At 65.3% G+C, this 24,953-nt stretch carries 19 protein-coding genes; 10 read left to right on the top strand and 9 right to left on the bottom strand.

The window, feature by feature from the left end:
* The first annotated feature begins 40 nt into the window (after positions 1-40).
* The 4 genes from AWB67_RS18105 to AWB67_RS18090 are packed head-to-tail and all read left to right on the top strand — an operon-like array spanning position 41 to position 6,834.
* Positions 41-1,714, top strand: a complete 1,674-nt coding sequence (locus AWB67_RS18105; RefSeq protein ID WP_087657680.1) for a ShlB/FhaC/HecB family hemolysin secretion/activation protein — start codon at positions 41-43, stop codon at positions 1,712-1,714.
* Positions 1,715-1,730: 16 nt separating this feature from the next.
* A complete protein-coding gene (locus AWB67_RS18100) occupies positions 1,731-2,375 on the top strand; it encodes a FecR family protein (RefSeq protein WP_235025209.1) in 645 nt (214 codons plus the stop codon).
* 19 nt (positions 2,376-2,394) lie between these two features.
* Positions 2,395-4,596, top strand: coding sequence for a SulP family inorganic anion transporter (locus AWB67_RS18095; protein WP_087657635.1), 2,202 nt, complete (start codon positions 2,395-2,397; stop codon positions 4,594-4,596).
* A gap of 15 nt (positions 4,597-4,611) precedes the next feature.
* The gene (locus tag AWB67_RS18090) at positions 4,612-6,834 is read left to right on the top strand and encodes a CHASE2 domain-containing protein (protein ID WP_087657634.1); all 2,223 of its coding nucleotides are present in this window, start codon (positions 4,612-4,614) and stop codon (positions 6,832-6,834) included.
* A gap of 6 nt (positions 6,835-6,840) precedes the next feature.
* Here AWB67_RS18090 and AWB67_RS18085 read toward each other — a convergent pair whose 3' ends face one another.
* Positions 6,841-9,072 carry a SulP family inorganic anion transporter gene (locus AWB67_RS18085; protein WP_268808037.1) on the bottom strand — a complete coding sequence of 744 codons (2,232 nt, stop codon included), beginning with the start codon at positions 9,070-9,072 and terminating at the stop codon, positions 6,841-6,843.
* Between the two features lie 221 nt (positions 9,073-9,293).
* On the opposite strand from AWB67_RS18085, the gene AWB67_RS18080 reads away from it, so the two are divergent.
* The gene (locus AWB67_RS18080) at positions 9,294-12,545 is read left to right on the top strand and encodes an adenylate/guanylate cyclase domain-containing protein (protein WP_087657632.1); all 3,252 of its coding nucleotides are present in this window, start codon (positions 9,294-9,296) and stop codon (positions 12,543-12,545) included.
* Between the two features lie 3 nt (positions 12,546-12,548).
* Here the strand turns inward: AWB67_RS18080 and AWB67_RS39565 are convergent, their stop codons facing one another.
* Together AWB67_RS39565 and AWB67_RS18075 are read right to left on the bottom strand one after the other, a co-directional pair.
* Positions 12,549-12,689 carry a hypothetical protein gene (locus AWB67_RS39565; RefSeq protein WP_235025208.1) on the bottom strand — a complete coding sequence of 47 codons (141 nt, stop codon included), beginning with the start codon at positions 12,687-12,689 and terminating at the stop codon, positions 12,549-12,551.
* A 1-nt stretch (position 12,690) separates the two neighbouring features.
* Positions 12,691-13,545: an alpha/beta fold hydrolase gene (locus AWB67_RS18075; RefSeq protein ID WP_087657631.1), complete on the bottom strand. Its 855-nt coding sequence runs from the start codon at positions 13,543-13,545 to the stop codon at positions 12,691-12,693.
* Between the two features lie 132 nt (positions 13,546-13,677).
* Between AWB67_RS18075 and AWB67_RS18070 the strand changes: the two genes are divergently transcribed.
* Positions 13,678-14,298 (top strand): CGNR zinc finger domain-containing protein, encoded by a 621-nt coding sequence (locus tag AWB67_RS18070; protein WP_087657630.1) that lies wholly within the window; start codon positions 13,678-13,680, stop codon positions 14,296-14,298.
* A gap of 124 nt (positions 14,299-14,422) precedes the next feature.
* On the opposite strand, the gene AWB67_RS18065 is transcribed toward AWB67_RS18070, so the two are convergent.
* On the bottom strand, positions 14,423-15,541 hold the full coding sequence (locus AWB67_RS18065; protein ID WP_087657629.1) for an MBL fold metallo-hydrolase: 1,119 nt from the start codon (positions 15,539-15,541) through the stop codon (positions 14,423-14,425).
* Between the two features lie 81 nt (positions 15,542-15,622).
* Between AWB67_RS18065 and AWB67_RS18060 the strand changes: the two genes are divergently transcribed.
* From AWB67_RS18060 to arsH, 4 genes are all read left to right on the top strand, one after another.
* Positions 15,623-16,240 carry a TetR/AcrR family transcriptional regulator gene (locus tag AWB67_RS18060; protein WP_087657628.1) on the top strand — a complete coding sequence of 206 codons (618 nt, stop codon included), beginning with the start codon at positions 15,623-15,625 and terminating at the stop codon, positions 16,238-16,240.
* A 121-nt stretch (positions 16,241-16,361) separates the two neighbouring features.
* Positions 16,362-16,694 (top strand): ArsR/SmtB family transcription factor, encoded by a 333-nt coding sequence (locus AWB67_RS18055; protein ID WP_087657627.1) that lies wholly within the window; start codon positions 16,362-16,364, stop codon positions 16,692-16,694.
* 121 nt (positions 16,695-16,815) lie between these two features.
* Complete coding sequence (gene arsB / locus AWB67_RS18050; RefSeq protein ID WP_087657626.1) at positions 16,816-17,892, top strand: ACR3 family arsenite efflux transporter; 1,077 nt, start codon at positions 16,816-16,818, stop codon at positions 17,890-17,892.
* Positions 17,893-17,922: 30 nt separating this feature from the next.
* Positions 17,923-18,687, top strand: coding sequence for an arsenical resistance protein ArsH (arsH, locus tag AWB67_RS18045; protein ID WP_087657625.1), 765 nt, complete (start codon positions 17,923-17,925; stop codon positions 18,685-18,687).
* Between the two features lie 34 nt (positions 18,688-18,721).
* On the opposite strand, the gene AWB67_RS18040 is transcribed toward arsH, so the two are convergent.
* From AWB67_RS18040 to AWB67_RS18020, 5 genes are all read right to left on the bottom strand, one after another.
* Positions 18,722-18,946, bottom strand: coding sequence for a hypothetical protein (locus AWB67_RS18040; RefSeq protein WP_087657624.1), 225 nt, complete (start codon positions 18,944-18,946; stop codon positions 18,722-18,724).
* A gap of 128 nt (positions 18,947-19,074) precedes the next feature.
* Entirely contained in the window at positions 19,075-20,334 is a 1,260-nt protein-coding gene (locus tag AWB67_RS18035; RefSeq protein ID WP_235025207.1) for a glycosyl hydrolase, read from the bottom strand.
* A 483-nt stretch (positions 20,335-20,817) separates the two neighbouring features.
* Entirely contained in the window at positions 20,818-21,537 is a 720-nt protein-coding gene (locus tag AWB67_RS18030; RefSeq protein ID WP_087657622.1) for an SDR family NAD(P)-dependent oxidoreductase, read from the bottom strand.
* On the bottom strand, positions 21,534-24,071 hold the full coding sequence (locus tag AWB67_RS18025) for a branched-chain amino acid ABC transporter ATP-binding protein/permease (protein ID WP_087657621.1): 2,538 nt from the start codon (positions 24,069-24,071) through the stop codon (positions 21,534-21,536). The genes AWB67_RS18030 and AWB67_RS18025 overlap by 4 nt, the downstream gene beginning before the upstream one ends.
* Entirely contained in the window at positions 24,068-24,937 is an 870-nt protein-coding gene (locus tag AWB67_RS18020; protein WP_087657620.1) for a branched-chain amino acid ABC transporter permease, read from the bottom strand. The genes AWB67_RS18025 and AWB67_RS18020 overlap by 4 nt, the downstream gene beginning before the upstream one ends.
* Positions 24,938-24,953 lie beyond the last annotated feature (16 nt).

Here is a 24,953-nt window from a genome sequence, read left to right as displayed (position 1 = left end):
AAAACGCTCGGATAGCGCCGGAAAACGCCATGCCGTGCGCATGCGGTGGACGGCGATCGCGCTCGCGATCGGCGCCCACGGCGCGCATGCGCAAGTCCCGCAGATCGTCCCGAACGCCGGCAGCACGCTCCGCGAGCAGCAGCAACAGCCGGCGCCCGCGCCGCCGCCGTCGGACTTCCGGCTGCAGGTGGCGCCGCCGCCCGCCGCCACGCCGGTGCCGTCATCGGGCGGGATTCGCTTCGCCGTCAGCCGGTTCGAGCTGAGCGGCAACACGGCGATCGCGACGCCCGACCTGCTCGCGCTGCTGACCGAAGACACCGGCCCCGCCCGCTCGCTCGACGACCTGAATGCCGCCGCCGCGCGCATCACCGCGTACTACCGTGCGCACGGCTATCTGGTCGCGCGCGCCTACGTGCCGCCTCAGCAGATCGACAACGGCGTCGTGCGGATCGCGATCAGCGAGGGGCGCTACGGTACGGTCGAGCTCGCGAACCAGTCGCGCACGCGCGATTCGGTGCTCAAGCGCTTCGCCACGCCCGAGCGCCTCGGCGACGTGATCGACGAAAACAAGCTCGCTCGCGCGACGCTCCTGATGCAGGACGTGAGCGGCACCACCGGCGCCAGCGCGACGGTCTCGCCCGGCGCGGCGCCCGGCACGTCAGACCTGACCTTGCAGGTGCCGGCGGCCAGTCCGCTCTCGGGCACCGTGCAGGTCGACAACTTCGGCGAGACGTCGACGGGCTCGGCGCGCGTCATCGGCACGATGCTGTGGAACAACCCGCTCGGACTCGGCGACCAGCTCGGCGTGCGCGCCCTCACGTCGATCACCGGGCAAACCTACGGAAACATCGGCTACACCTTGCCGCTCGGCGGCAGCGGCCTCGCGTGGAGCGTCGCCTACACGCGCTCGACGTATGTCGTCGGCGGGGATTTCAGCGCGCTCGATGCGCACGGCAGCGCGAACGTCGTCTCGACCTACCTGAGCTATCCGCTGCTGCGCTCGGTGAACGCCAACGTCTACGCGACGCTCGGTATCGATCACAAGCTGCTCGCCGACAACCTCGGCGCCTTCGGCACCGCCGACGACAAGAACAGCGACGTCGGCCGCCTGGGTTTCTCGGGCAACCTGACGCTCACCAGCAGCATCACCACGTTCGACACGACCGTCCAGCAAGGCAACCTGCGCCTCTCCGACCCGCAGCCACAGCAAGTGGCCGCGCAGGAGGCCGCGCAGACCGTCGGCGCGTTCACGAAGTTCGTGTACTCGTTCACGCACACGCAGGCGCTGACCGACGCGACGCAGGTCTTCGTCGCGCTCAACGGCCAGTTCACCTCGCGCAACCTGGATTCGTCGGAGCAAATGTCGCTCGGCGGACCGTACGCCGTACGCGCCTACGCCACCGGCGACGGCGCGCTCGACGAAGGCTACGTCGCCACGCTGGAACTGCGGCAATCGATCCGGCAGTCGCTCGTGCCGGGGCTTTTCACGCTGTTCGGCTTCCTCGATACCGGCGACGGCAAGCTCGCCGCGCATCCGTTCGTGCCGGGGACGAACCACTTGCGGCTCTCGGGCGGGGGCATCGGCGCCTCGCTCGTGGCGCCGGGCAACTACCTGCTGATGATGTCGTACGCGCACACGCTCGGCTACGTGCCCTCGACGCTTGGCACCGGCCACGCGAACCGCTTCTGGCTCACGCTGGCGAAGTCGTTCTAACTGATCCGCGAAAATCGTGAACCCGTTCCGTGCGATTGCTTCCTGCCTCTGCCTAGTGCTCCTCCTCTTTACGAGCGCGCCCGCTGGCGCGGCTGGCCCGGTCGCGACCGTCACGGCGCTGGTCGGGAGCGTCGCGATCGAATCAGCGGGCGGGACGAAGCGGCTTGCGGCGGTCGGCGGCGCGGTCGAGAACGGCGACACCGTCGAGACCGCGGCGGGGTCGGAAATCGTGATGATCTTCACCGATCATCAGCGCGTCTACCTGAAGCCGGGCACGATCTTCCGCGTCGACGACTTCAACTACGCCGCCGCCGATGCCTCACAAAGCCGCAGCTTCCTGTCGCTCGTGAAAGGCGGCTTGCGCATGCTCGACGGGCTCGTCGCGAGCGAGGGCAAGGGGCAGAACTACAAGCTGAAGACGCCGACCTCGACGATCGGCATCCGCGGCACCGAGTACTCGGTGACCGATTGCGGCGACGACACCGTGTGTCAGGGCGATCAGATCGTCGTGTTCGCGGGCGAGATCATCGTCACCAACGAACACGAAAAACGCGTCGTGCGCGCAGGGGAAGGCGTGATCGTGATCAGCCCCATCGCGCCGTTTCGTGTGCTGCCCGCGGGGCGCGTGACGCCGGTGGTGCCATCGGCGGCGTGCCGTTGACGGCCCGGGGACAGCGCGCGTGACCGCCGTCCACGACTCGACCCGCGCCAGCCGGACTGCGCAGGCGTCGGCGCTGGCGTTGGACGCGGTCGCCGGCACGCTCGCCGCCGTGCTCGCGCTCTCCTACGCGATCGGCTACGGCGCGATGATCTTCAGCGCGAGCCTCGCGCCGTGGCTCGCGGCCGGCATGCCGGCGGTGCTCGTCAGTTGCGTGGTGGTGGGACTGGTGATCTCGCTCGCAAGCTCGGTGCCGTTCATGATCGGCGGGCCGGATTCAAACGCGGCGGCACTGCTCGCGGGCATCGCGTCCGCCGTCGCGATGAACGTGCGCGCGGGCGGCGGCAGCAATCGGGCGGCGTTCGCGACCGTGCTGATCCTGCTCGCGACGGCCTCGCTCACGACGGGCGCCCTGCTCTACGCCCTCGCCCACTGGAAGCGCGGCAACGCGATCCAGTACATCCCGTTTCCGGTAGTCGGCGGCTTTCTCGCGGGCACGGGGTTCCTGATCCTCGAAGGCGCGTTTCGCGTGATGACCGGCGCGCCGCTTACGATGCGCACACTACCGCTCGTCGCGCGTCTGTCGTGGCTCGATACCGCGCCCGCGCTCCTGGTCGGCGCGGGGCTGCTGATCGGCGCGAAGTTCACGCGGCGCGTGGCGCTCGTGCCGCTCGTGATTCTCGCCGGGGTCGTCGTGTTTTATGCGGGGCTTTTCGCGACCGGTCAATCGCTCGACAGCGCGCGTCACGCGGGCCTCCTGTTTCAACCCGAGCCGATCCGCGATCTGCGCCTGCCGGTCGTGCTGCTGCGCGACGCCTGGCTCGCGCCGCTCGTCTCGCACGCGGCGGAGATCGTCGCGGTCGCGGCCGTCACGGCGATGACCGTGCTGCTCAACACGACGAGCATCGGCGTCAGCACGTCGCACGACATCGACTTCAATCGCGAACTGCGCAGCGCCGGGTTGTCGAACGTGCTGACGGGCGCGCTCGGCGGCATCGCGGGATGCCAGTCGACGAGCCGCACGCTGATGAATTGGCGCGTGGGCGTCCGGGGGCGACGCGCGGGTGTGCTCGGTGCGCTGATCTGCTTCCTCGTGATCGGCGCACTGCCGGACCTGATCGCGCTCTTCCCTAAGCCTGTCATAGTGGGGCTGCAAATTTATCTCGGCGGCGCGATGCTTGCCGAATGGCTTTTCTATTCCTTCCGGCGCCTGCCGTGGCACGACTACCTGCTGATCCCCGCGATGATGCTGATTATCGCGACGCACGGCATCGTCGCGGGCGTCGTGCTGGGCGTCGTGGCCGCGTGCCTGCTGTTCGTCGTGCGCTACGGCCGCATCAACTGCATTCGCGCGGAGTTCAACGGGCGCGCTCGACGCTCGAACGTGGAGCGCACCGTCGACGAGAACCGCCTGCTCGATCGCGAGGCCGCGCGGCTCTACGGCATCGCGCTGCAGGGGTTTCTGTTCTTCGGCACGTCGCACTCGATCCTCGCGCACATGCGCGCGCGGATCGAAAGCTCGCGCGCGACGGCGGATGGCGGGGTGCGCTTCGTGCTGGTGGATTTCGGCCGCGTGCACGGCGTCGATGCATCGAGCACCGCGAGCTTCGTGCGGCTGCGCCAGGCGTGTCTGCGCGCGGGCGCGGAGCTGGTGCTGACCGGCTTGTCGACGCCGTTGCAGGCGTGGTTCCGCAAGGGCGGGACGCTGGTCGCGGGCGTGCATGAATTCGACGATCTCGATCGAGGCCTCGAATGGATCGAGGACGAACTGCTCGCAAGCAGCCGCGCCGCCGCGCAACGTTCGCTCGATCCCGGCGAGTCGCGCTTGCCCGCGAGCCTGCGCGCGTTGCGGCCGCACCTCGACACGGTGATGCTCGCGGCCGGCGAGTTCCTGTTCCGTCAGGCCGATCCGGGCAATTCGGTGTATTTCGTCGAATCGGGGCGCGTGTGTGTGGCGCTCGCGCTCGACGACGGCAAGACGATGCGCCTGCGCAGTTTCGGCGCGGGCACGATCGTCGGGGAGATGGCGGTATATACGGGCGCGAAGCGCAGCGCCGACGTGATCGCCGAGACGCCGGCCGTGGTCCTGCGCCTCGCGCTGCCGACGCTCCGGCGCCTTGAAGCCGAGGACCCGGCGCTCGCGTCGCGCTTTCACGAGTTCGTCGTGCGGATGCTGGCGGCGCGGCTCGCGGTCGCGAATGAACAGTTGCGGACGTCGCACTAAAGGCGTGAGGCTCATTTGAAACTGCACGCACTGCGCTATGCCGCCAGCCTCGCGATCGTGTTCGCGCTGCTCGGGCACGTGCTGAATCGCTACGACGTGCGCTTCATCGATACGCTCGACGCGCTCATCTACGACACCAAGGTGCAGCTCACGATGCCGCGCAACGTGGACAGCCGCATCGCGATCCTCGATATCGACGAAAAGAGTCTCGCGGAGCTCGGTCGCTGGCCGTGGGACCGCGCGCGCATGACAACGCTCGCCGATACGCTTTTTACGCGCGAGCGCATCGCGCTGCTCGCATTCGACATCGTCTTCGCCGAGCCGGACGCGAGTTCGGGACTGGCGGCGCTCAATCGCCTCGCAACCGGCGATCTTCGCGACGACCCGCAGTTTCAGCGCACGCTGCCGGGCCTCGCCGCGCAACTCGACTACGACCGCCGCTTCGCCGATGCGCTCGAAGGCCGGCCCGTCGTGCTCGGCTACTACTTCGCGAACCAGGCGCAGGCGAGCGGCGCGATTCCACCGCCGGTGCTGCCCGCGCACGCCTTCGACCCGCATCCGATGACGCTCTTCGACTGGAGCAGCTACGGCGGCAACCTGCCGGCGCTGCAAAAAACCGCGCGGCGTGGCGGCTTCTTCAACCCGGTGATCGACTTCGACGGCTCGGTGCGGCGCGTGCCGCTCGTCACCGAATTTCGCGGCGAGGTGTACGAGGCGCTGTCGCTGGCGGTCGTGCGCGTGCTCCTTGGCGCCGCGCCGCTCTCCCTCGCCTTCGATGCCCCCGCCGACGCCAGATCCACGCTCTCCGCGCTCACGCTGCGCACGCCGCGCGGCACGCTCGCGATCCCCGTCGATGCGAACGGCGCCGCGCTCGTGCCGTATCGCGGCCGACAGGGCAGCTTTCCCTACTACTCGGTCGCGGATGTATTGGCCGGCCGCATCGCGCCCGGTGCGCTGCGCGGCAAGATAGTGCTGCTTGGCACCACCGCGCCGGGCTTGGTCGACCAGCGCACGACGCCGGTCGGCGAAGTGTTTCCGGGCGTCGAGGTCCATGCGAACCTGATCGCCGGCATGCTCGACGGCTCGATCCGCTCCGAGCCCGCATCGGCGGGCGTGCTGCAGGCGCTCGTGCTCGCCGTCGCGGGCCTCGCGATGATCTTCGCCTGGCCGTGGCGCGTCCCCGCCCGCGCGACGCTGCTCACGATCCTGCTGACGGGCGGCGTGATCGCGGGCGATCTCGCGCTCTGGCGCTATGGCGCGTGGTCGCAGCCGGTCGCCGCGCTGCTGCTCGCGATCGGCGCGCTGTTCGTGCTGAACATGTCGTATGCGTTTTTCGTCGAGTCGCGCACGCGGCGGCACATCACGCGGCTTTTCGGCCAGTACGTGCCGCCCGAACTCGTCGAGGAGATGAGCCGGCACCCCGAGAGCTACAGCATGGCCGGGCGCCGCGCCGAGCTGACCGTGCTCTTCTCCGATGTGCTCGGCTTCACCGCCATCGCCGAGACGCTCGAACCGGAGGCGCTCGCCGAGCTGATGAACGAGTATCTCGGCACGATGACCGCCGTGATGCGCGACGAGCGCGGCACGCTCGACAAATACATCGGCGACGCGATCATGGGCTTCTGGGGCGCGCCGGTCGAAGACCGCGATCACGCGCGGCGCGCGGTGTCCGCGGCGCTGCGGATGCGCGCGGTGCTCGTCGATTTGAACCGCGCGTTCGCCGCTCGCGGCTGGCCGACGCTCTGGGCGGGCATCGGCGTGAACACAGGGCCGATGACGGTCGGCGACATGGGATCGTCGGTACGCAAGGCGTACACCGTCATGGGCGATGCCGTGAATCTCGCGGCGCGGCTCGAAGGGCTGACGCGACACTATCGCGTGGAGATTCTCGTCGGCGAAGCGACACGCGCGCGTACACAGGAAATCGTGTATCGCGAGATCGATCGCGTGCGAGTGCTCGGGCGCGCGACACCCGTAGCCGTGTTCGAGCCGCTCATGACGCGCGCCGCGTGGGACAGCGCCGATCCCGCCGAGCACGACGACCTCGAACAATGGCACGCGGCGCTCGCCCACTATCGCGCGCGGCAGTGGGCGGCGGCGTCCGCGAAGCTCGCGGCGCTGATCGAGCGGCATCCCGGCTGCGGGCTTTTCGCGGTGTATCGTGAGCGCATCGCACTGCTGCAAGCCACGCCGCTCCCCGACGACTGGGACGGCGTCCATACGTTCGATACGAAGTGAGCTGGCTTACAACGCCGCGCGCAACGCATCGTCCGCGCTCGCGAGCCGCGCCGCCATGATCTTCACGACGAAACGGTGCCACTGCTGGGCCGTGACCGGATCGTCGCGTTCCAGGCGCTGCAACGCGTCGAGCGACATCTTCCAGAGGCGCGCGGGTTCGTCGGCGAAGACGTTGGCGCTGCGCGGCCTGCGCGAGTAGACCGCCATCTCGCCGACGATCGTCCCCGGCCCGAATGTCCGCAGCCGCACCGAGCGCCCGTCGGCGAACGGCAGCGACACCGTCACGTGTCCACGCTCGACGATGAACATCGCGTCGCCCGGCTGGCCGTGCAGAAAGAGCGGCTCGCCGCGATCGACCTCGCACATCTCCAGGCACGCCATCAGACGGCTCAGGGCATCGGGCGTGAAGTGCAGCGCGAGCGTTTTATGAAAATCGGCTTCGCCGTCGGCGCGTGCCTTCGCGCCGCCCTCCAGTTGCCGCTCCTCGATCCATTCGAGCCCCGCATCCAGCGTGGTGAATTCGAGATCGCCGGGACTCAACGCGCCCGTGCGCGCAAGCAACGCGCGCGAGCGGGCGGGCAGCGCGGTCAGCACGAGCACCGCCCCGCGCGCCTTGCACACCTGATGCAGCTTCATGAAACTGACCGACACCGACGCATCCATCCCGTTCGTCGCCTGAAAATCGAGCACGACGTAGCGCACCGGCATCGGCGTGTCCTGCTTAAGCCGCTCGCGCAGGCGATGCACGATCGAATTGGCCGTGCCGAAAAACAGGAACCCTTGCAGGCACGATCCGCATACCTGGTGGCCGCGCTGCTTGAGCCACTGCGCCTGTTCGAGCGTGCGCTCGACGTTCGACGTGCGCGTGCTGCCATCGAACTCCATGCGCACGCAACTCACGCGGCCATACAGCAACGCGAACTTCACGCACGCGGCGAGCACGCCGGCCGCGACGCCCGCGACCACGCCATAGAACGCGATCACGCCGAGGATCAGCGGCACGAGAAGATAGTCGCCGAGATCGAGCTTGCCCCACGCGCCGACGAGCCAGTCCATCAGCAGGCGCAGCCCCATGAAAACCTGCAGCCCGACAAGCACCGGCACCGGAAAGAGCGCGACCAGATCCGGCGACACAGCCAGCACCACGAGACACGCAAGCGCGGCGAACACGCCCGCGACGCGGCTCGTCGCGCCGGCGCGCGCGTTGAGCATCGAGCGGTTGTACGACTGATAGCCGACCATGCCGCCGAGCATCCCGCTCGCGATGTTGGCGAGGCCCGCCACGCGCATTTCGCGGTTCAGGTCGACGTCCTGTCCGGTCGCGTTGCCGATGGCGGTGGCGTTCATCAGAATCGTGATCGCTGATACCGAGGTAACGACGAGCGTCTCCGGCAGATGCGCGACGATCGCGTGCCAGTCGATATCGCCTTTAGTGAAGGAACCCGGCAGATGCAGCTCGGGAATCTGCAGCCCATGCAACGGCACATGTGGCAGCAACAGGCCCATGCCGCGCGCCTCCTCGATGCCGATGCCCGCGACCCGCAGCAGCCCATAGAACACGACGATGCCGAAGCCGAGCGTCAGCGGCAGCGCGGCCACGTTCTTCCACGTGCGATGCAGAACCGTAGCCAGGGTGCCGACGAAGAGCGCAGGCGCCCACGCGAGCCAGTGCAGATGTGTGACGAGCGGCAGCGTCTGCCAGGTCGGCGCGTGGCCCGTCAGCACGCGGAACGCGCCCGCGAGCAGCAGATAGCCCGTGCCGGCGAGAAAGCCGCCGAGCACCGGATAAGGCAGGAACTGCAGCGAGCGGCTGCGCTTGGACGACCCGATCGCGAGCAGGATGACGCCCGTCACGAGCGAGCACAGCGCAATCGAAATCAGCACGGTCAGCAGGATGGCGGCGGGCGTTCCGCCGTTCGCGCGCACGCTGCTCGCGACACCCGCCGCGACGCCGACGAGGAACGCCGTCGCGTTGCTGTCGGGGCCGCCGATGCTCATCCGCATCGAACTGGTGAGCGCGATGACGAGCGCCGTCACGACGCAACTGACCAGCGCGGTCGGCACGCCGAGTTCCGCGTAGCGCGCGAGGTCGGCGCTGAAGATCATCATGCCGAGGCTCATCGCGTAGCAGAGCATGACGAGCGTCGATATCGTGCCGGCGGAGAGGTCGCCGATCACGCGAGCGATGCGCTCGCCTCTTCGCGGCACGATGGCCGGTCCTGCTGTGGCTGGCTTCACGGCGCTCTCCCGGGGAATGCGGGACGGTGCTGGCGGATTGCGGGACGCAGAGAACGACGGTGGGAAACAGGGCCCCGGGGCGACTTCGGGAGGCCGGTCCGTCGGTGAGTATCCGCCGTGGCGCGCGGGCGTGTCAATTTGCAAGGCGCGGTGCGCTACGCCGCGGCCTACACTGTAATTGCACGCCGTTCGAATCATCTGACGTGACGGGAGTCGTGGCGATGGATATCGGTCAATGGCTCGACGCGCTCGGGCTCGGACAATACGCACAATCGTTCGCCAATAACGACGTAGATCTCGCCATGCTCGCGCAGATATCGGATGCCGATTTGAAGGAGATCGGCGTCGCGTCGCTCGGGCATCGCAAGCGGCTGCTGGCCGCGATTGCCGAACGCTCCGAGCCGACGTCTGCGCCCTCTTCAGACGAGCGCCGTCAAGTCACGATCCTGTTCGCCGACCTGTGCGGCTTCACGGCGCTGTCGCACACGCTCGACGCGGAGGAACTGAAAGAGCGCATCGGCCGCTATACGGCGCTCGTCGACGACATCGTGCTCGGCTACGGCGGCACCATCGACAAGCACATCGGCGACGCGGTGATGGCGCTCTTCGGCGCACCCCGCGCCCACGACACCGACGCGCTGCGCGCCGCCCGCGCCGCGCTCGACATCCACGCGGCGCTCGCGGACCTCGGCAAGCTCGCGGCGCATCCGCTCGTCGCGCATATCGGCATCGCGAGCGGCGAGGTGATTGCGGGCACGCACCGCCGTGCGGGCGTTCGCGACTACACGGTCATCGGCGATTCGGTGAATCTCGCCGCGCGCCTGGTCGATGCGGCCGGCCCCGGCGACACGCTGATCGCCGACGGTCTGCGCCGCGCGCTGGGCGAGGCCGTCAGCGCCGACGCCCTCGGCGAAATGCGCTTCAAGGGCATAGAAGCGCCCGTACGCGTGTGGCGCCTGACCGGCATCGAAGGCGAGCGTTCGAGCGACAACCGCAGCCGCTTCGTCGGGCGCAAGGCGGAGCTGGAGCAGTTCCGGGGCATCGCGCGGGCGTGTCTGGCGGCGCAGGTGGGACAGGCCGTCTACGTTCGCGGTGAAGCGGGGATCGGAAAGTCGCGGCTCGCAGACGAGATGCGGCGCACGGCCGAGACGCTCGGCTTCGCGACGCATCGCGGCCGCGTGCTCGACTTCGGCATGGGTCGCGGGCAAGACCCGGTTCGTGCGATCGTCGGGAGTCTGCTCGGGCTCGCGCCCACGGCCGATGTCCTCGAGCGCGGCGAGACGGCGCTGCGCGTGGCTGCGGCCGATCAGTTGATGTTCCTGCACGATCTGCTCGATCTGCCGCAAACCGGCGAATGGCGCACGCTCTACGACGCGATGGACAACCGCGCGCGCGATCGCGGCAAACGCGCGCTCGTCGCGTCGCTCGTGCAGGGCGCGTGCGTGCGCGGGCCGGTGATGATCGTCGTCGAGGACTTGCACTGGGCCGATCCCCAAACGCTCGGCTTTCTCTCGGCGATCGCGTCGGCTTTGGCGAACGGGCCGGGCCTCGTCGTGATGACATCGCGCGTCGAGGGCGATCCGCTCGACGCCGCGTGGCGCGCGAGCTGCCGGGGCACACCGTTCGCGACGATCGACCTGGGCCCCTTGCGACGCAACGAAGCGCTCGATCTCGCCGAGAGTTTCATCGATGCGACCCAGCGCGTCGCACTAGCGTGCATCGAACGGGCTGACGGCAATCCGCTCTTTCTCGAACAACTGCTGCGCAACGCGGAGGAAGGCCGCGACGAAGCCGTGCCCGCGTCGATCCGCAGCCTCGTCCTAGCGCGCATGGACCGCCTGCCCACGCTCGACCGGCAGGCTTTTCAGGCCGCGGCTGCGATCGGCCAGCGCTTCGGGCTTGCGTTGTTGCGTGAACTGATCGACGCCCCGGACTACTTGTGCGACGGGCTCGTCGCGAATGCGCTCGTGCTGCCCGAAGGCGATGATTTTCTGTTCGCGCACGCGCTGATCCAGGAGGGCGCCTATTCCACGCTGCTGCACGCGCGGCGCCGCGAGCTGCATCGGCGGGCGGCGGAATGGTTCGCGGCGAGCGACCCGGTGCTGTGCGCGCAGCATCTGGACCGCGCGGAGGACGCGCGCGCCGCGCACGCCTATCTCGACGCGGCGCTTGCACAGCGCGCGGCGTGGCTGCCGGACGATGCGTTGCGCCTGATCGCGCGCGGCCTTGCGATCGCTCGCGACGACGGCGAGCGTCACGCGCTTCGCTGCCTGATGGGCGAATTGCAGCGCGATCTGGGTGACGTCGCCGCTTCGATCGAGACATACCGCATGGCCGTGGCCGCCGCACCCGACGACGTGTGCCTCTGCCGCGCACAACTTGGCCTCGCGGAGAGCCTGCGCGTGAGCGAGGGGCTGACCGAAGCGCAGGCGCTGCTCGACGCTGCGCAGGAAGTCGCCGAGCGGCACGATCTCGTTGCCGAACGCGCGCGGCTGCATCATCTGCGCGGCAACATCCTTTTCCCGCTCGGCCGGATCGACGGCTGTCGCGACGAGCACGAGCGCGGTCTCGCTCAGGCGCGCCGCTCGGGTTCACCGGAAGCCGAGGCGCGCGCGCTCGGCGGTCTCGCGGACGCCGCTTATGCGCAAGGCCGCATGCGCACGGCGTTCGAGCACTTCAGCCGCTGCGTCGAATTGAGCCGCGAGCACGGGCTCGGGCGGATCGAAGTCGCGAACCGGTCGATGGTCGGCTTCAGCCGCATGTACCTGAACGAAGCGCGCCAGGCTCGCGACGACGGCGCGGCGGCGGTGCGCGCCGCCGCGCTCGTCGGCCAGCCACGCGCGGAGATGCTCGGCGAGACGATGGGCGTGTTCGCCGCGCTCGAACTCGGGCGTGCAGAGGAAACGCGGCTGCATCTCGAACGCGAGATGCGGCTGATCAGGCAACTCGGCGCGCGGCGCTTCGAGGCGCAGAATCTGGAGAACCGGGCGCGCTTGCTGATCGACGCGAACGAGCGCGGGAGCGCCGCGCGGCTGCTGCGCGAGGCGCTCGCGATCTGCGACGAGGTGGGCACGCAGTTCAGCGGGCCTAAGGCGCTGAGCGCGCTGAGCCGCGCCGTCGACGATCCTGCCGAACGACTGCAACTTCTTGCGCAAGGCGCGGAGTTGCTGCGGCAGGGCGCGGTCGGCCACAACCATCTCTGGTTCCATCGCGATGCCATCGAGGCGATGCTCGCGGCAAGCGACGCGGCGGGCGCGACGCGGCACGCGGATGCGCTGGCGGATTACACGAGTTTGGAGACGCTGCCCTGGGCGACGCTCTTCGCGGCACGCGGACGTGCCCTTGCCGTTGTGCTTCAGGGCCGCGCCGACGAAACGTTGACATGCGAGCTTCAGCGCGTGCGCTCCGAACTGGCCGATGCGGGATTCGTCACCTGGCTGCCGGCCGTCGACTGGGCGATAGCAACCGGGTGACGCTCATATCGACTTCACTTCGCCGCCGTCCATGCGCAACCAGCGAGCGCCGGGCGATCCCACGAACCCCATCAATTCCGCGATTTCCTCCAGCGTGCCATACCGCGCAATGTTCGCTTCGACCGTCATGTTGTGCAGCGGCATGTCAGTAAGCCAAAAAGCTGGCGATGGCCGCCGCGATCTCCTTCGCGTGCGTTTCGAGTGCGAAGTGGCCCGTATCGAAGAAGCGCACGTCCGCATCGGGAATGTCGCGCTTGAAGCTTTCCGCGCCCGCGGGCAGGAAGAACGGATCGTTCTTGCCCCACACCGCCAGAAAGCGCGGCCGATGCGTGCGGAAATATTCCTGAAACGCCGGATACAGCGCGACGTTGTTCCGGTAATCGCCGAAGAGGTCGAGCTGGATGTCATGTGCGCCGGGGCGGCTCAGGTAGTAGTCGTCGAGCGAATAGCCGTCGGGCGATAGCGCCGACGGTTCGCTCACGCCGTGCGTGTATTGCCAGGTCGTCGTCTCCTTCGTCAGCATCGCGCGCAGCGCATCGCGGTTCGCCTGCGTAGGCGCCTGCCAATAAGCGCGAATCGGATTCCAGCCTTCGCTCAAGCCGTCCTCGTAAGCGTTGCCGTTCTGCGAAACGATCGCCGTGATTCGCTCCGGATGCTTCAGCGCAAGCCGGAAGCCGGTCGGCGCGCCGTAGTCGAAGACGTAGACCGCGTATCGATCGAAACCGATCGTCTCGGTGAAGCGGTCGATCACGTGGGCGATGTTGTCGAAGGTGTAGGTGAAGGAATCGTGGCTCGGCATGTCGGATTGGCCGAAGCCCGGAAGGTCCGGCGCGACGATATGAAAGCGGTCCGCGAGCAACGGAATCAGGTCGCGAAACATATGGCTGGAACTCGGAAAGCCGTGCAGCAGAAGGAGCTTTGGCGCGTCGGCCGGACCGGCTTCGCGATAGAAAACCTTGAAACCGTCGACATCGATCTGGCGATTGGCGATCGTGGACATGGCGTGTTCTCCGGTGGTTGTTGTAACCTTTAAAAACGTGATTAGAAGGTTACTTATTTAACAAGTAACTTGTCAACCAAGTTTTTAGTGGTTACGATGAATCTATCGTGATGCTTTCGCTTGACCTGAAAAATGAACTACCGCGAGATTCCGGCGATCTTCCTCGCCGATGCACCCGGACTGGACTTCCTGAACTCGCTGGCCACGCCGATCGATGAGCCGATCGACTGGATCGCCGATGGTGAGGGTTTGTTGAGCTGGCTCGAACAGGCGGAGTTCGTGCCGGCGGATGTGATCCGACGCGTGCGGGCGGAAGCGTCGTCGGCCGAGCTCGATGAAATCGCGGCGAAGGCGCGCGATTTGCGCGACTGGTTCAGGGTGTTCGTACAGAAGCGCAAAGGGCGCGCGCTATCGCCGAAGGATTTGCGTGAGCTCGAGCCGCTGAATCGCGCGCTGGAACGCGACGAGCAGCATGGCGAGATCGTCGTCGATGAAGTGGGGTTTGCTTTTCGCATGCGCCGGCGATGGTCTGCGGCCGAATCGTTGCTGATGCCAATCGTCGAAGCGCTGGCGAAACTCGTGTGCGAGGAGGACTTCGCGCAGGTGAAGGCGTGCCAGGGCCCGGCGTGTACGCTGCTGTTCGCCGATCACACGCGCGGGCACGCGCGCCGCTGGTGCAGCATGGCGATTTGTGGAAACCGCGCGAAAGTCGCGGCGCATCGGAAGAGGGTTAAGGAGGGAGGCGCGGGGTGATCCGAGGACCGCACCTCGGTGCTAAAAAACACTTATAAAAAGCGTATAAGCGTTTCAAGGCCCTATTGCGCTTCATTTACGAGGCACAACCCATTCCGCCCACATCAATCTGACTTGCCATCGGCTACGACTTCTGCTCCGACGACGCACACCACGGCCACGACGTCTTCGGCGCCTCGACCGTTTCCGCAACTTCACGCCACCACTTCTCCCCGCGATGCGGCGCCTCCAGATCCAGCCGCTCGCCCATGCGCGGCGTCGAAACCGCGACGCCGCGTGAGAGCGCCAGCGCCGTGACACGCTCGAACGGCTCCTGCCAGCGATGCATCGCGAGATCGAACGTGCCGTTGTGAATCGGCACGAGCCAGCGGCCGCGCAGATCTACGTGCGCCTGCACGGTTTCCTCGGGCTGCATGTGGACGTAGGGCCATTGAGCATCGTAGGCGCCCGTTTCGACCAGCGTCACATCGAACGGACCCAGCCGCTCGCCGATCGCGCGAAAACCGTCGAAATAGCCGGTATCGCCGCTGAAGAAGACGCGCAGATCGTCATCGACGATGACCCACGACGCCCATAGCGTACTGTTGCCGTCGAACAGACTGCGCCCCGAGAAGTGCTGCGCGGGCGTGGCCGTCAGCGTCACCCCGCCGATCGACGCGCTGTGCCACCAGTCGAGCTGACGCACCTTCGACGCGTCGATGCCCCACTCGATCAGCCGGTCGCCGACGCCGAGCGGCGTCACGAACACGCCCGTGGTCGCGGCCAGCGCCAGCACGGTTTCGCGGTCCAGGTGGTCGTAGTGATCGTGCGAGAGGATCACGCCGGCAAGCGACGGCAAGTCGTCAAGCGCGATCGGCGGAGCGTGAAAGCGCTTCGGACCGACACGCTTGAACGGCGATGCCCGCTCGCCGAACACCGGATCGGTCAGCCAGAACTCCCCGCGCAGTTTGAATAGCAGCGTCGAATGACCGAGGCGGTAAAGACTGCGATCAGGCGCGGCGTCCAGCTGCGCGCGCGTCACCGTCTCGACGTCCGGCGCCTGCGCGGGCACCGTGCCGCCCGGCTTGTTGAGCAGCACGTTCCACATGATGCGCAAGGTCTTGCCGAAGCCTTCGGCCGGACGCGGCTTGACGTTGCGAAAGCGCTCGCCGTCGTGCTGCGGCGAGGTGCGGGACAGCACGCGTGAGCGCTTGGCGGCGGCGAAACCGAGCTTGCGGCCGATGAGATCGATGAGCGTTGACATGTCGGTACCGGTTCGGAAGTAGACTGGACAGTGTAGTTTATTTTTGAGAAAAAAGTAAACTTGTCAGTGTAAAATCGAACGATGAATTCGAACGCCATTCCTCAACGCCTGACGGACAAGAAGCGCGCCGCGATCGTCGATGCGGCTGTCGAGGAGTTCATCGCGTCCGGCTTCGACGCGACCAGCATGGATCGCATCGCCGCGCGCGCGAGCGTCTCGAAGCGCACGGTCTACAACCATTTCGAGAGCAAGGAAGTCCTCTTTGCGGCGATCCTGCACGAACTGTGGGACGCAAGCCAGACGAGCGACGCCCCCGCCTACGACGCCGATGCGCCCCTGCGCGCGCAACTGCTCGATTTGCTCATGCGCAAGCTGCGTCTTCTCGACAGCGAGGCGTTTCTGTCGCTGGCGCGCGTGGCGATCGCGGCGGGCATTCATTCACCGGAGCGTGCGCGGGATATGGTCGCGCGCATGGGCGAGCGGGAGGAGGACTTGAGCGTGTGGATCCGCGCGGCGGCGGTGGATGGCCGTGTCGCGATTAAAGACCCGGCCTTCGCCGCCCAGCAGTTACATGGATTGGTGAAGGCGTTCGCGTTCTGGCCTCAGGTAACGATGGGCCAGCCGCGGCTCTCGGAGAAAGAGCAAAAGAAAGTGGCGGAAGCGGCCGCCGATATGTTTCTTGCGCAGTATGCGAAGTGACGTGTAGGCGCGGCCTATCTGTGCCTGTGCGTGCCCTGCTGTGCCCAAAAAACTAGACCCTTTAGAGTCATCATTTCGATATTACTTGAAATGTCAAATCCGTTCATTTATCGTTCAGCACATGAACTCGAAACTTGTTGTGCGCGCCCTGAGCGCCCTCGCTCACGAATCGCGCCTCGCGATCTTTCGCCTGTTGGTCGTGGCAGGCCCGGAAGGAAAGGCCGCGGGTGAGCTCGCCCAGGAGTTGGGGCTCTCCCCTTCCAGCCTTTCGTTTCACCTGAAAGATTTATCGCATGCCGGCATGGTTGAATCGCGACAGGACGGACGCTTCGTTATCTACACGGCGAACTTCTGCGCGATGACGGACCTCATCGGTTTTCTGACGGAGAACTGCTGCTCTGGCACGGCGTGCGAGGCGAGCGATCCTCCAGACTGTTGCGGAGATGCCCCGTGAAGCGCTTGGATACCGACGTCTCGCGCAAGGTGCAATTCCGGGACAACTGTACTCGGTCGGGTGGACCTTGCAAGCCAGCACGAGATGTGTGCCATCGGCGAGAACCCCGTAGAGGAATGATATGAGCAGCACTGACACGGCGCTCCCCGCCGAACACCCCGCGATCGGATTCTTCGAGCGCTATTTGACGGTTTGGGTTGCGCTCTGCATCGTGGGCGGCGTCCTGCTCGGCCAGATGTTTGCGCCGTTCTTTCAGGCCATCGGTCGTATGGAAGTGGCGCAGGTCAATCTGCCGGTCGGCGTATTGATTTGGGTCATGATCGTCCCGATGCTGCTCAGGATCGATTTCGCCGCCATGACGCAGGTCAAAAGTCAGTGGCGTGGCATCGGCGTAACGCTTTTTGTGAACTGGTTCGTCAAGCCGTTTTCGATGGCCTTGCTCGGCTGGATCTTCATTCGACATGTCTTTGCGCCCTGGCTCCAGGCAGATCAAGTCGACAGTTACATCGCTGGCCTCATTCTGCTCGCCGCCGCACCTTGCACGGCGATGGTGTTCGTCTGGTCGCAACTTTGCAAAGGCGATCCGTATTTCACGCTGTCGCAAGTGGCGCTGAATGACTCGATCATGATCGTGGCGTTCGCTCCGCTTGTCGCGCTGCTGCTTGGACTGTCGGCGATCACGGTTCCGTGGAATACGCTGATCATCTCGGTGGGGCTTTACATTGTCATCCCCGTGATCGTTGCGCAGTTGCTTCGGCGCCATCTGCTGGCGAAAGGGGAAGCGCATTTCTCGCGAGCGGTCGCACGCTTTGGCCCGTATTCCATCGGGGCGCTGCTTGCAACACTCGTACTGCTGTTCGCGTTTCAGGGGCAGGCGATCGTCAAGGAACCACTCGTCATCGCCATGCTCGCGGTGCCGATCCTGATTCAGGTGTTCTTCAATTCGGGACTCGCTTACCTGTTGAATCGCCGCCTGGGCGTCGCGCACTCTGTAGCAGGCCCTTCGAGCCTGATCGGCGCAAGCAACTTCTTCGAACTTGCCGTAGCCACCGCTATCAGCCTGTTCGGTTTTCATTCCGGTGCAGCACTTGCCACGGTAGTCGGCGTGCTGATTGAAGTGCCGGTGATGCTGTTCGTTGTCGGCATCGTCAATCGTTCACAAGGCTGGTACGAAGCGAAGCACCGAATCAACGCGTAATCATTTACGAACCAGGACGGAGAAGTTTTGATGATGCAGGAGTTGCCCAACGTTAGCGTAACGCACCTCGATACGCCAGATGTCCAGAAGCTCGAGCCACGCGCCGTTTCAACGCACTCCCCGCGAATCCTCCTTCTCTTCGGCTCGTTGCGCCCCACGTCGTACAGCCAGCTTCTCACACTCGAAGCTGAACGGATTCTGCGCCATTTCGGCGCCGAGACGCGTGTCTTCGATCCACACGGCTTGCCGCTCGCGGACAGCGTTTCGGCCGATCATCCGAAAGTAATTGAATTGCGCAAGTTCTCGGAATGGTCGGAAGGCCAGGTGTGGTGCAGTCCGGAGCGTCACGGCACACTGACTGCCGTGTTCAAGAACCAGATCGACTGGTTACCGCTTGAGAGCGGTGGCGTGCGTCCCACGCAAGGCCGCGCGCTGGCGGTCATGCAGGTGTGCGGTGGGTCACAGTCGTTCAATGCGGTGAATGCACTACGCATTCTCGGACGCTGGATGCGTATGGTGACCATCCCGAATCAATCCTCGGTCGCAAAGGCATGGCAGGAGTTCGACGCCGAGGGCCGAATGAAGCCCTCTTCCTACTACGACCGCGTAGTCGACGTGATGGAAGAGCTCTACAAGTTCACACTGCTGGTGCGGGATCGCTCTGATTATCTGACCGATCGATACAGCGAGCGAAAGGAAGCCCGCCCGGAGATCGCGACGACACTCGTGGACGCTGCCATGAATAAGGAGTCGAATGGCGCCAACGCCGACACTGACGACAACGAGACAGAGTGAGAAAGCACGTCACGGCGCTTTCGTCGCCCGCCTCTCACATCACCACAGGCACACGACAGCCGTCGATTTCGGCCATCCCGTACCTGAGCGCAAACCGCATCGCTTCGAGCGCGGAGGGAAAGTTTCCCAGCGCGCCGCTCGCCCGCTGAACCCCGTCGGGATCGCACACGATGAGCATCGCGGTGTACGACCCGTCTTCTTCTACCGTTAATGGCGTGAGGGAAAAACCCTTGTACCCGACTTCGGCGGAATCTCTCATTGTTCTTTTGTCCTGACCGCCTGTGCATCGACGCCCTTCGATGCGACGTTCACCTGTTCATCAAAGGCAAGGAAACTTCACGCAGCGCAGCACGTTGATCGCACTGCGCACCTTGGAACCACCTGTCATCAAACAGGATTGGCCGCGACGAAGTTCTTGTAAGCCGAGTACGCCGGGTTCTTCGTCTTGCCGTCCATCTGCATCAGGCCGTAGCTGGCATCGATCACTGCGTAAAGCATGATGCACTCGACGTTGTACTTGTCCTTGACCGACTTGTACTGGGTCATTGCCGTCGTGACGTAGTCCGCGGCAGACTGAGCCGAGTCCTTCGAACCGGACCAGCCAAATTCCGTCAGCCAGATCGGCACGCCGAACGAGTCCTTGAGGATCTGGAGCACGTCGACCGAAGCCTTCGGTCCGGCTTTCTGGATGTTGTACGAGCTCTTGTACCAGTGATACGTCGTGAAGTCCCAGCGCACGTTCGCCGCGCCGCCGACACCGTTCGCCGTGCCGTTCGGCGTGATGCCGCTCCATAGCATCTGCAGCGCGCGGTACGCCATCGGGATGCCCACGTTCACGCCGCACTTGATCGTCGGGTCGACCGCTTTTACGCCATCGATCATGCCGCGGATCACGCCGCGGAATGCCGGCCAGTAAGCGGGACTCCAGTCGGTCGAAGCACTGCCGTCGCCGCCGATCTTGAGACCGACCGTATCGAGTTCGTTGCCGCATTCGATGTGCGTGACGAGGCCCTTGAGCGGGGTCGTGCACTTCACGGCGAGGTTGTAGCCGAGCGTGTACGCCGCGGCTTCGGTACCCGACTGATTCCAGCCCGCCGAACGCGGATTGATGACCGGCATGATGGTCACGCCGCTGTTCTTGAACGCGCCATTCAACGCATTGGCGATCGTCTGCGACATGCCGGCGTCGGCCGTGTCGGCGCGGTAGACGCTCGCGCCCAGGTCCTTGAGGATCGCGAGCTGCGCGGCTGCCGAAAGCGTCTGATAGATGCCGCTGCCCCACGCCATGTGGCCGTTCACGCCGTAGAAGAGCGGCGCTGCAACGGAGGTCGTGGTGCGCGGGTCCGTCGTTGCGACCCATGCGGTGCCGCTCCAGTACCAGAAGTTGCCGGTGACGTTCTGCTGATAAACCTTGCCGCCCTTGTAGAGCAGCATCTGAACTTGACTCGTGTAGCCGGCGGATGCGCCGTTCTTCTTTACGACGCCGCTCACCACCGTCCAGATCGCGCCAGCCGAATCGGTAATGGACGCTGCCGGCGGGATCGTGGTGCCGTCGGCGGAACCCGTGGTCGCAGCCTTCGCGACGCCGTTCAACGCGGCAGAATCGCCATCGCCTTCACCAATGCCACCGCAGGCCGCGAGAGCCATGCTTCCTGCACCTGCCGCCATCATCGACAGGAAATTTCTACGTGAAACTTTCGATTCATTGGAATCGGTATTCTCTACTGCAACGCTGCCTTGGTGATTCGTCTCGTTGTTGGCTTTCATCGGTAGTATCTGCGGTGTGATTGGATGAACGAAGTATATTTGTCCGCAAATGCCAGATGCTGTTACGAGACGTAACAGTCTGAAGAAAGGCAAGAATTGCTTTAGTGATATGGTATGCCGTTAAGAAAATACCTATTGATCTAGCCACCTGTTACAGAAGATTTCTCGTGTGAGGTTTGGGATGCTGTGCGAAAGCGACACGATTCACCCCATAACGAGCCGGGGTAAATGTTCATAGGTATGGATTACCGCGGACTCAAACGATTTCCCGGGTCTTTTTGACCGATTTATCGTTTGGCAGGAGAAGAAAACAGAAAGGGCGCAATCAGCGCCCTGGATTTCGTCCGAATATAAGATGAGCGTTCAATACGCCGCGCGCCCGCCAGTCAGATCGAAAGTGAAGCCGGTCGTGAAACTGCACTGGGGACTTGCGATCCACGCGACCATGTTCGCATTTTCGTTAATGGCAACGAACCGGCCCATTGGTATCTTCGCCTTGATCGAAGCAATAAATTCCGGCGTCATTTGCTCAAGCAAGCCGGTTTCGGCCATCGTCGGGGCTACGCAATTGACCAGCACGCCCGACTGCGCCAGTTCCTTTGCGACCGACTTCGTAAAAGCAATTACGCCGCCTTTCGCGGCCGAGTAGGCGCTATTACCGGGATTGCCCTCCTTCCCCGCCACCGATGCGATATTCACGATGCGTCCGTACGCGTTTTCCCGCATGTGCGGAATGACGGCGCGGCAGCAATTGAACACGCCCGTCAGATTGATATCGAGCACGCGTTGCCATTGATCGACCGGATAGTCCCACGTTGGAGCGATCGGTCCGTTGATGCCCGCGTTGTTCACGAGGATCTCGATGCGGCCGGCCACCGCTAGGGCATCGTCGAAAGCGGACGTCACCGATGCCAGATCGGCGACGTTCACCTTCTGCTTCAGCAAAGGCTCGAATCCTGCCGGGGACGAATCGAAGTCGGTGAAATCGATGTCCCAGAGAATGATCCGGCGCCCCTTTGCCGCGAGCCTTCGCGCGATGCCCAATCCGATCCCGCGAGCGCCGCCAGTCACGATTGCCGTCATGCAGCGGCCTCAGGCTGCGACGTCGCTTCCTCATGCATGACCCCGAGCAGCCTCGCCTGCGTGAACTCGTCCTGCTCCAGCGCTTCGGCCGTGTTCTGGTAGGCGACGCGTCCGTTCACCAACACGTATACGCGGTCCGAGATCGGCAGGACCATATCGGCCTGATGCTCGACGATGATCACGCTCGCCCGGTCGCGCAACCGCACGACGGCATCGAGTACTTCCTGCACGACAGCGGGCGCGAGCCCTTCGAACGGCTCGTCGAGCAGGATGACCTTCGCTGGCGCCATCAACGCGCGCGCGATCGCCACCATCTGCCGCTCGCCGCCCGACAGGTTTTCTGCCCGCGTGTCCTTGCGGTTCGCAAGCCGCGGAAAGAGCGTGTAGATTTCGTCCACACTTGCGCCGCCCTTGCGCGCCGCGAGCCGCAGGTTCTCGTAGACGGTCAGGTTCGGAAAGAGCCTGCGTCCTTCGGGCACCATCGCAAGGCCGAGCCGGTTGATGTAGTGGCTCGGCTTGTTGGTGATGTCGTGGCCGTCGAACGTGATCGTGCCCGAGCTTGACTGCACGATACCTGTGGCCGCGCGCAGCGTCGTCGTCTTGCCGACGCCGTTGCGTCCGAGGATCGCCACGACTTCGCCTTCGTTGAGCGTGAGGTCGAGACCATCGAGGATCGTGTTGCCGCCGTAGCCGGCCTTCAGGTTCCTGATCGTGAGAAGCGGCTTCGTCGCCGGGGCGCGCTTGATGCGCGTGCTCACGCGCTCGGCCGCAGGCACGGTCAGTTTCGAACGACCCATGTACGCCTCGATCACTTCAGGGTGCGCCGCGACTTCCGAAGGCGCGCCATCGGCGATCAGATGTCCGCGATGCAGCACGCTGATGCGATCGGAAATCGCCAGCACGCGATCGATATCGTGTTCGATCAACACCACCGCATGGTGATTCGCCAGTTCCCGCACAATCTTCGCGACGATCTCGCGATCCGCTTCCGCCAGTCCCGCGAGCGGTTCGTCGAGCAGGAGGATCTTCGCCTGCGTCGCGAGCGAGATCGCGATCTCGAGCAGACGCTGCTCGCCATGCGACAGGTTCTCGCACGACGCCGCCGCTTTATCGACCAACCCGACCGCCGCGAGCAGCGACCACGTGCGCGCGTTCTGCGCCTCCGAGCCGTGCGCATCGAGCCACATGCCGAGACGTCCGCGCCCGGCCGCCTGAACGGCGACGCGCACGTTCTCGAACACCGTCAGGTTGCGGAACACGCTCAGGATCTGGAACGAGCGGCTCATGCCGAGCCGCACGCGCCTGAACATCGCGAGGCGGGTGACGTCCTGGCCGTCGAAGAGGATCTGTCCGGACGTCGGTTGGAGCACGCCCGTCAGCATGTTGAAGAACGTGGTCTTGCCCGCGCCGTTCGGACCGATGAAGCTGTGCAGCCGATACGGAAAGACATCGAGGTCGATCTTGTCAGCGGTAACGAGCGAGCCGAACTGCTTCGACAGGCCGCGCACGGAGAGGATCGGCGTATTCGGATCGGCGTCGATGCGAGCGCTTTTGTACGGCTGGATCACGCTCGGACGCGCGGGGATTGTGTCGCGCACGAGCGTCCAGCGCGGCTTTTTCAGCACACGCTGCACGAGTCCCTGAATGCCTTCCGGCGAGAAGAATGCGAACGCGATGATGATCGGCGCGAACAGCAGCCACCAGTGTTCCGTGAGGCCGCTCAGCTTGTCTTCGAGCAGGATGAACGCAATCGCGCCCCACAGCGGCCCGAGGAACTGATGCACGCCGCCGAGCACGGTCATCAGCAAACTGTCGCCTGCGTGTTCCCAGCTCAGGTTGTTCGCGTAAGCGCCCTGCAGCATCAGGCAGAGCAAGCCTCCCGCATAGCCGATGATCGCCGCCGAGATCACGAACGCGGAGAGCTTCAGCCGATACGTGTCGTAGCCGAGGCTCGACGCGCGCTGCTCGTTGTCGCGCAGCGCCTGCAACGCGCGGCCGAAGGGCGAATGCACGAGCCGCCACAACGCCCACGCCACGAGGACCACCGTCACGCAAGCGAAGACGTGGAATGCGGGGAACGTCGCGAACATCGGGCGCGGCACGTCCTGCAGGCCGTTCTCGCCGCCGGTCACGTCTGTCCACTTGAACGCGATTTCGAACGCGATCTGCGAGCAGGCGAGCGTGAGCAGCGAGAAGTAGAGCCCACGGCGCTTCAGCACGATCGCGCCGATGAGAAACGCCATCGCCGCCGACAGCACCACGCTCAACGCCAGCGCCAGCACTTCGTTATGCAGGTAGCGCTGCAGCGACACGGCGACGAGATACGTCGACGTCCCGAAGAACACCGACGCCCCGAACGGCACGAGCCCCGTGTACGCGACCAGCAGGTTCACGCCCATGCCATAGAGCGCGTAGATCGCGACTTGCGTCGCGCGTTCGAGCGGCGTGCCGGTCATCGCGAGCAGCGCCGAAACGAACAGAAGACAGATCGCGAGGAGCGCGACCGGGTGTCGGGATACGAGTTTGAAGTTCATTCGAAGCGCTCCCAGCGTTCACCGAATAGCCCGCGCGGACGCACGAGCAGCACGAGGGCCATCAGGATGTACATCGCCACCGCCGAGCCCTCCGGGAAGAACTGCACGGCCAGCGCCGTCACGATCCCGACCAGCAGCCCCGCGACCACCGCGCCCGCGAACGAGCCCAGTCCGCCGATCGTCACGATCACGAACGCCGGCATGACGGCGGCCGTCGCCATGCTCGGCGTGACGGTCAAGAGCGGCGCCGCGAGCAGCCCCGCCGCGCCCGCGAGCAGCGCGCCGAGACCGAACGCGCCCGTCAGGACGCGCGGCAGGTTGATGCCGAGCAGGCCGACCATCTCCGGATCGCGGCTGCCGGCGCGCAGGATGCGTCCGTACGGCGTGAACTTGAGGAACCACCAGAGCGCGAGCAGGATCACGACCGTTGTGACGAGCACGAACAAGCGGTATTTCGTGAGCAAGAGCGGCCCGTAGACGATGAAACCCGACAGTGCCGCAGGCGGGCTGAACGGCAGGCCGCCCGCGCCCCACACGAGCCGGATCAGCGCGGTGAGAAGCAACGACAACGCGAACGTCACGATCAGCCCGAGCAGCGGCTCCTTGCCATAGAGTCTGCGAATGAAGACGACCTCGATCAGCATGCCGACCGCGGCCACCAGCACCGGCGCGAGCAATACGGCCCACCAGCCGAACTGCGTCGAGAGCGCGATGGCAAAGTACGCGCCGAGCGCGAACAACGCCCCGTGCGCGAAGTTGACGATTCCGAGCAGCCCGCAAATGATCGACAGTCCGATCGCGAGCAGCACGTAAAGAAATCCCAGCACCAAGCCATTGGCGATCTGGGACAAGACAATCTCTGCCATGTCCGTACTCCTGGTT

Origin of the sequence: Caballeronia terrestris (assembly GCF_001544515.1) — a bacterium.
Taxonomy (GTDB): domain Bacteria; phylum Pseudomonadota; class Gammaproteobacteria; order Burkholderiales; family Burkholderiaceae; genus Caballeronia; species Caballeronia terrestris.
This window is presented reverse-complemented; position numbering and strand designations above follow the sequence as displayed.

Bases quoted from the DNA above. Each gene is read 5' to 3' on its own strand.
- AWB67_RS18030 (WP_087657622.1), bottom strand. From the start codon at position 21,537: ATGACGGCAATCGTGACTGGCGGCGCTCGCGGGATCGGATTGGGCATC.
- AWB67_RS18080 (WP_087657632.1), top strand. From the start codon at position 9,294: ATGGATATCGGTCAATGGCTCGACGCGCTCGGGCTCGGACAATACGCA.
- AWB67_RS18055 (WP_087657627.1), top strand. From the start codon at position 16,362: ATGAACTCGAAACTTGTTGTGCGCGCCCTGAGCGCCCTCGCTCACGAA.
- AWB67_RS18035 (WP_235025207.1), bottom strand. From the start codon at position 20,334: ATGGCTCTCGCGGCCTGCGGTGGCATTGGTGAAGGCGATGGCGATTCT.
- AWB67_RS18065 (WP_087657629.1), bottom strand. From the start codon at position 15,541: ATGTCAACGCTCATCGATCTCATCGGCCGCAAGCTCGGTTTCGCCGCC.
- AWB67_RS18020 (WP_087657620.1), bottom strand. From the start codon at position 24,937: ATGGCAGAGATTGTCTTGTCCCAGATCGCCAATGGCTTGGTGCTGGGA.
- AWB67_RS18025 (WP_087657621.1), bottom strand. From the start codon at position 24,071: ATGAACTTCAAACTCGTATCCCGACACCCGGTCGCGCTCCTCGCGATC.
- arsB (WP_087657626.1), top strand. From the start codon at position 16,816: ATGAGCAGCACTGACACGGCGCTCCCCGCCGAACACCCCGCGATCGGA.
- AWB67_RS18070 (WP_087657630.1), top strand. From the start codon at position 13,678: ATGAACTACCGCGAGATTCCGGCGATCTTCCTCGCCGATGCACCCGGA.
- arsH (WP_087657625.1), top strand. From the start codon at position 17,923: ATGATGCAGGAGTTGCCCAACGTTAGCGTAACGCACCTCGATACGCCA.
- AWB67_RS18040 (WP_087657624.1), bottom strand. From the start codon at position 18,946: ATGAGAGATTCCGCCGAAGTCGGGTACAAGGGTTTTTCCCTCACGCCA.
- AWB67_RS18075 (WP_087657631.1), bottom strand. From the start codon at position 13,545: ATGTCCACGATCGCCAATCGCCAGATCGATGTCGACGGTTTCAAGGTT.
- AWB67_RS39565 (WP_235025208.1), bottom strand. From the start codon at position 12,689: ATGCCGCTGCACAACATGACGGTCGAAGCGAACATTGCGCGGTATGGC.
- AWB67_RS18105 (WP_087657680.1), top strand. From the start codon at position 41: ATGCGGTGGACGGCGATCGCGCTCGCGATCGGCGCCCACGGCGCGCAT.
- AWB67_RS18060 (WP_087657628.1), top strand. From the start codon at position 15,623: ATGAATTCGAACGCCATTCCTCAACGCCTGACGGACAAGAAGCGCGCC.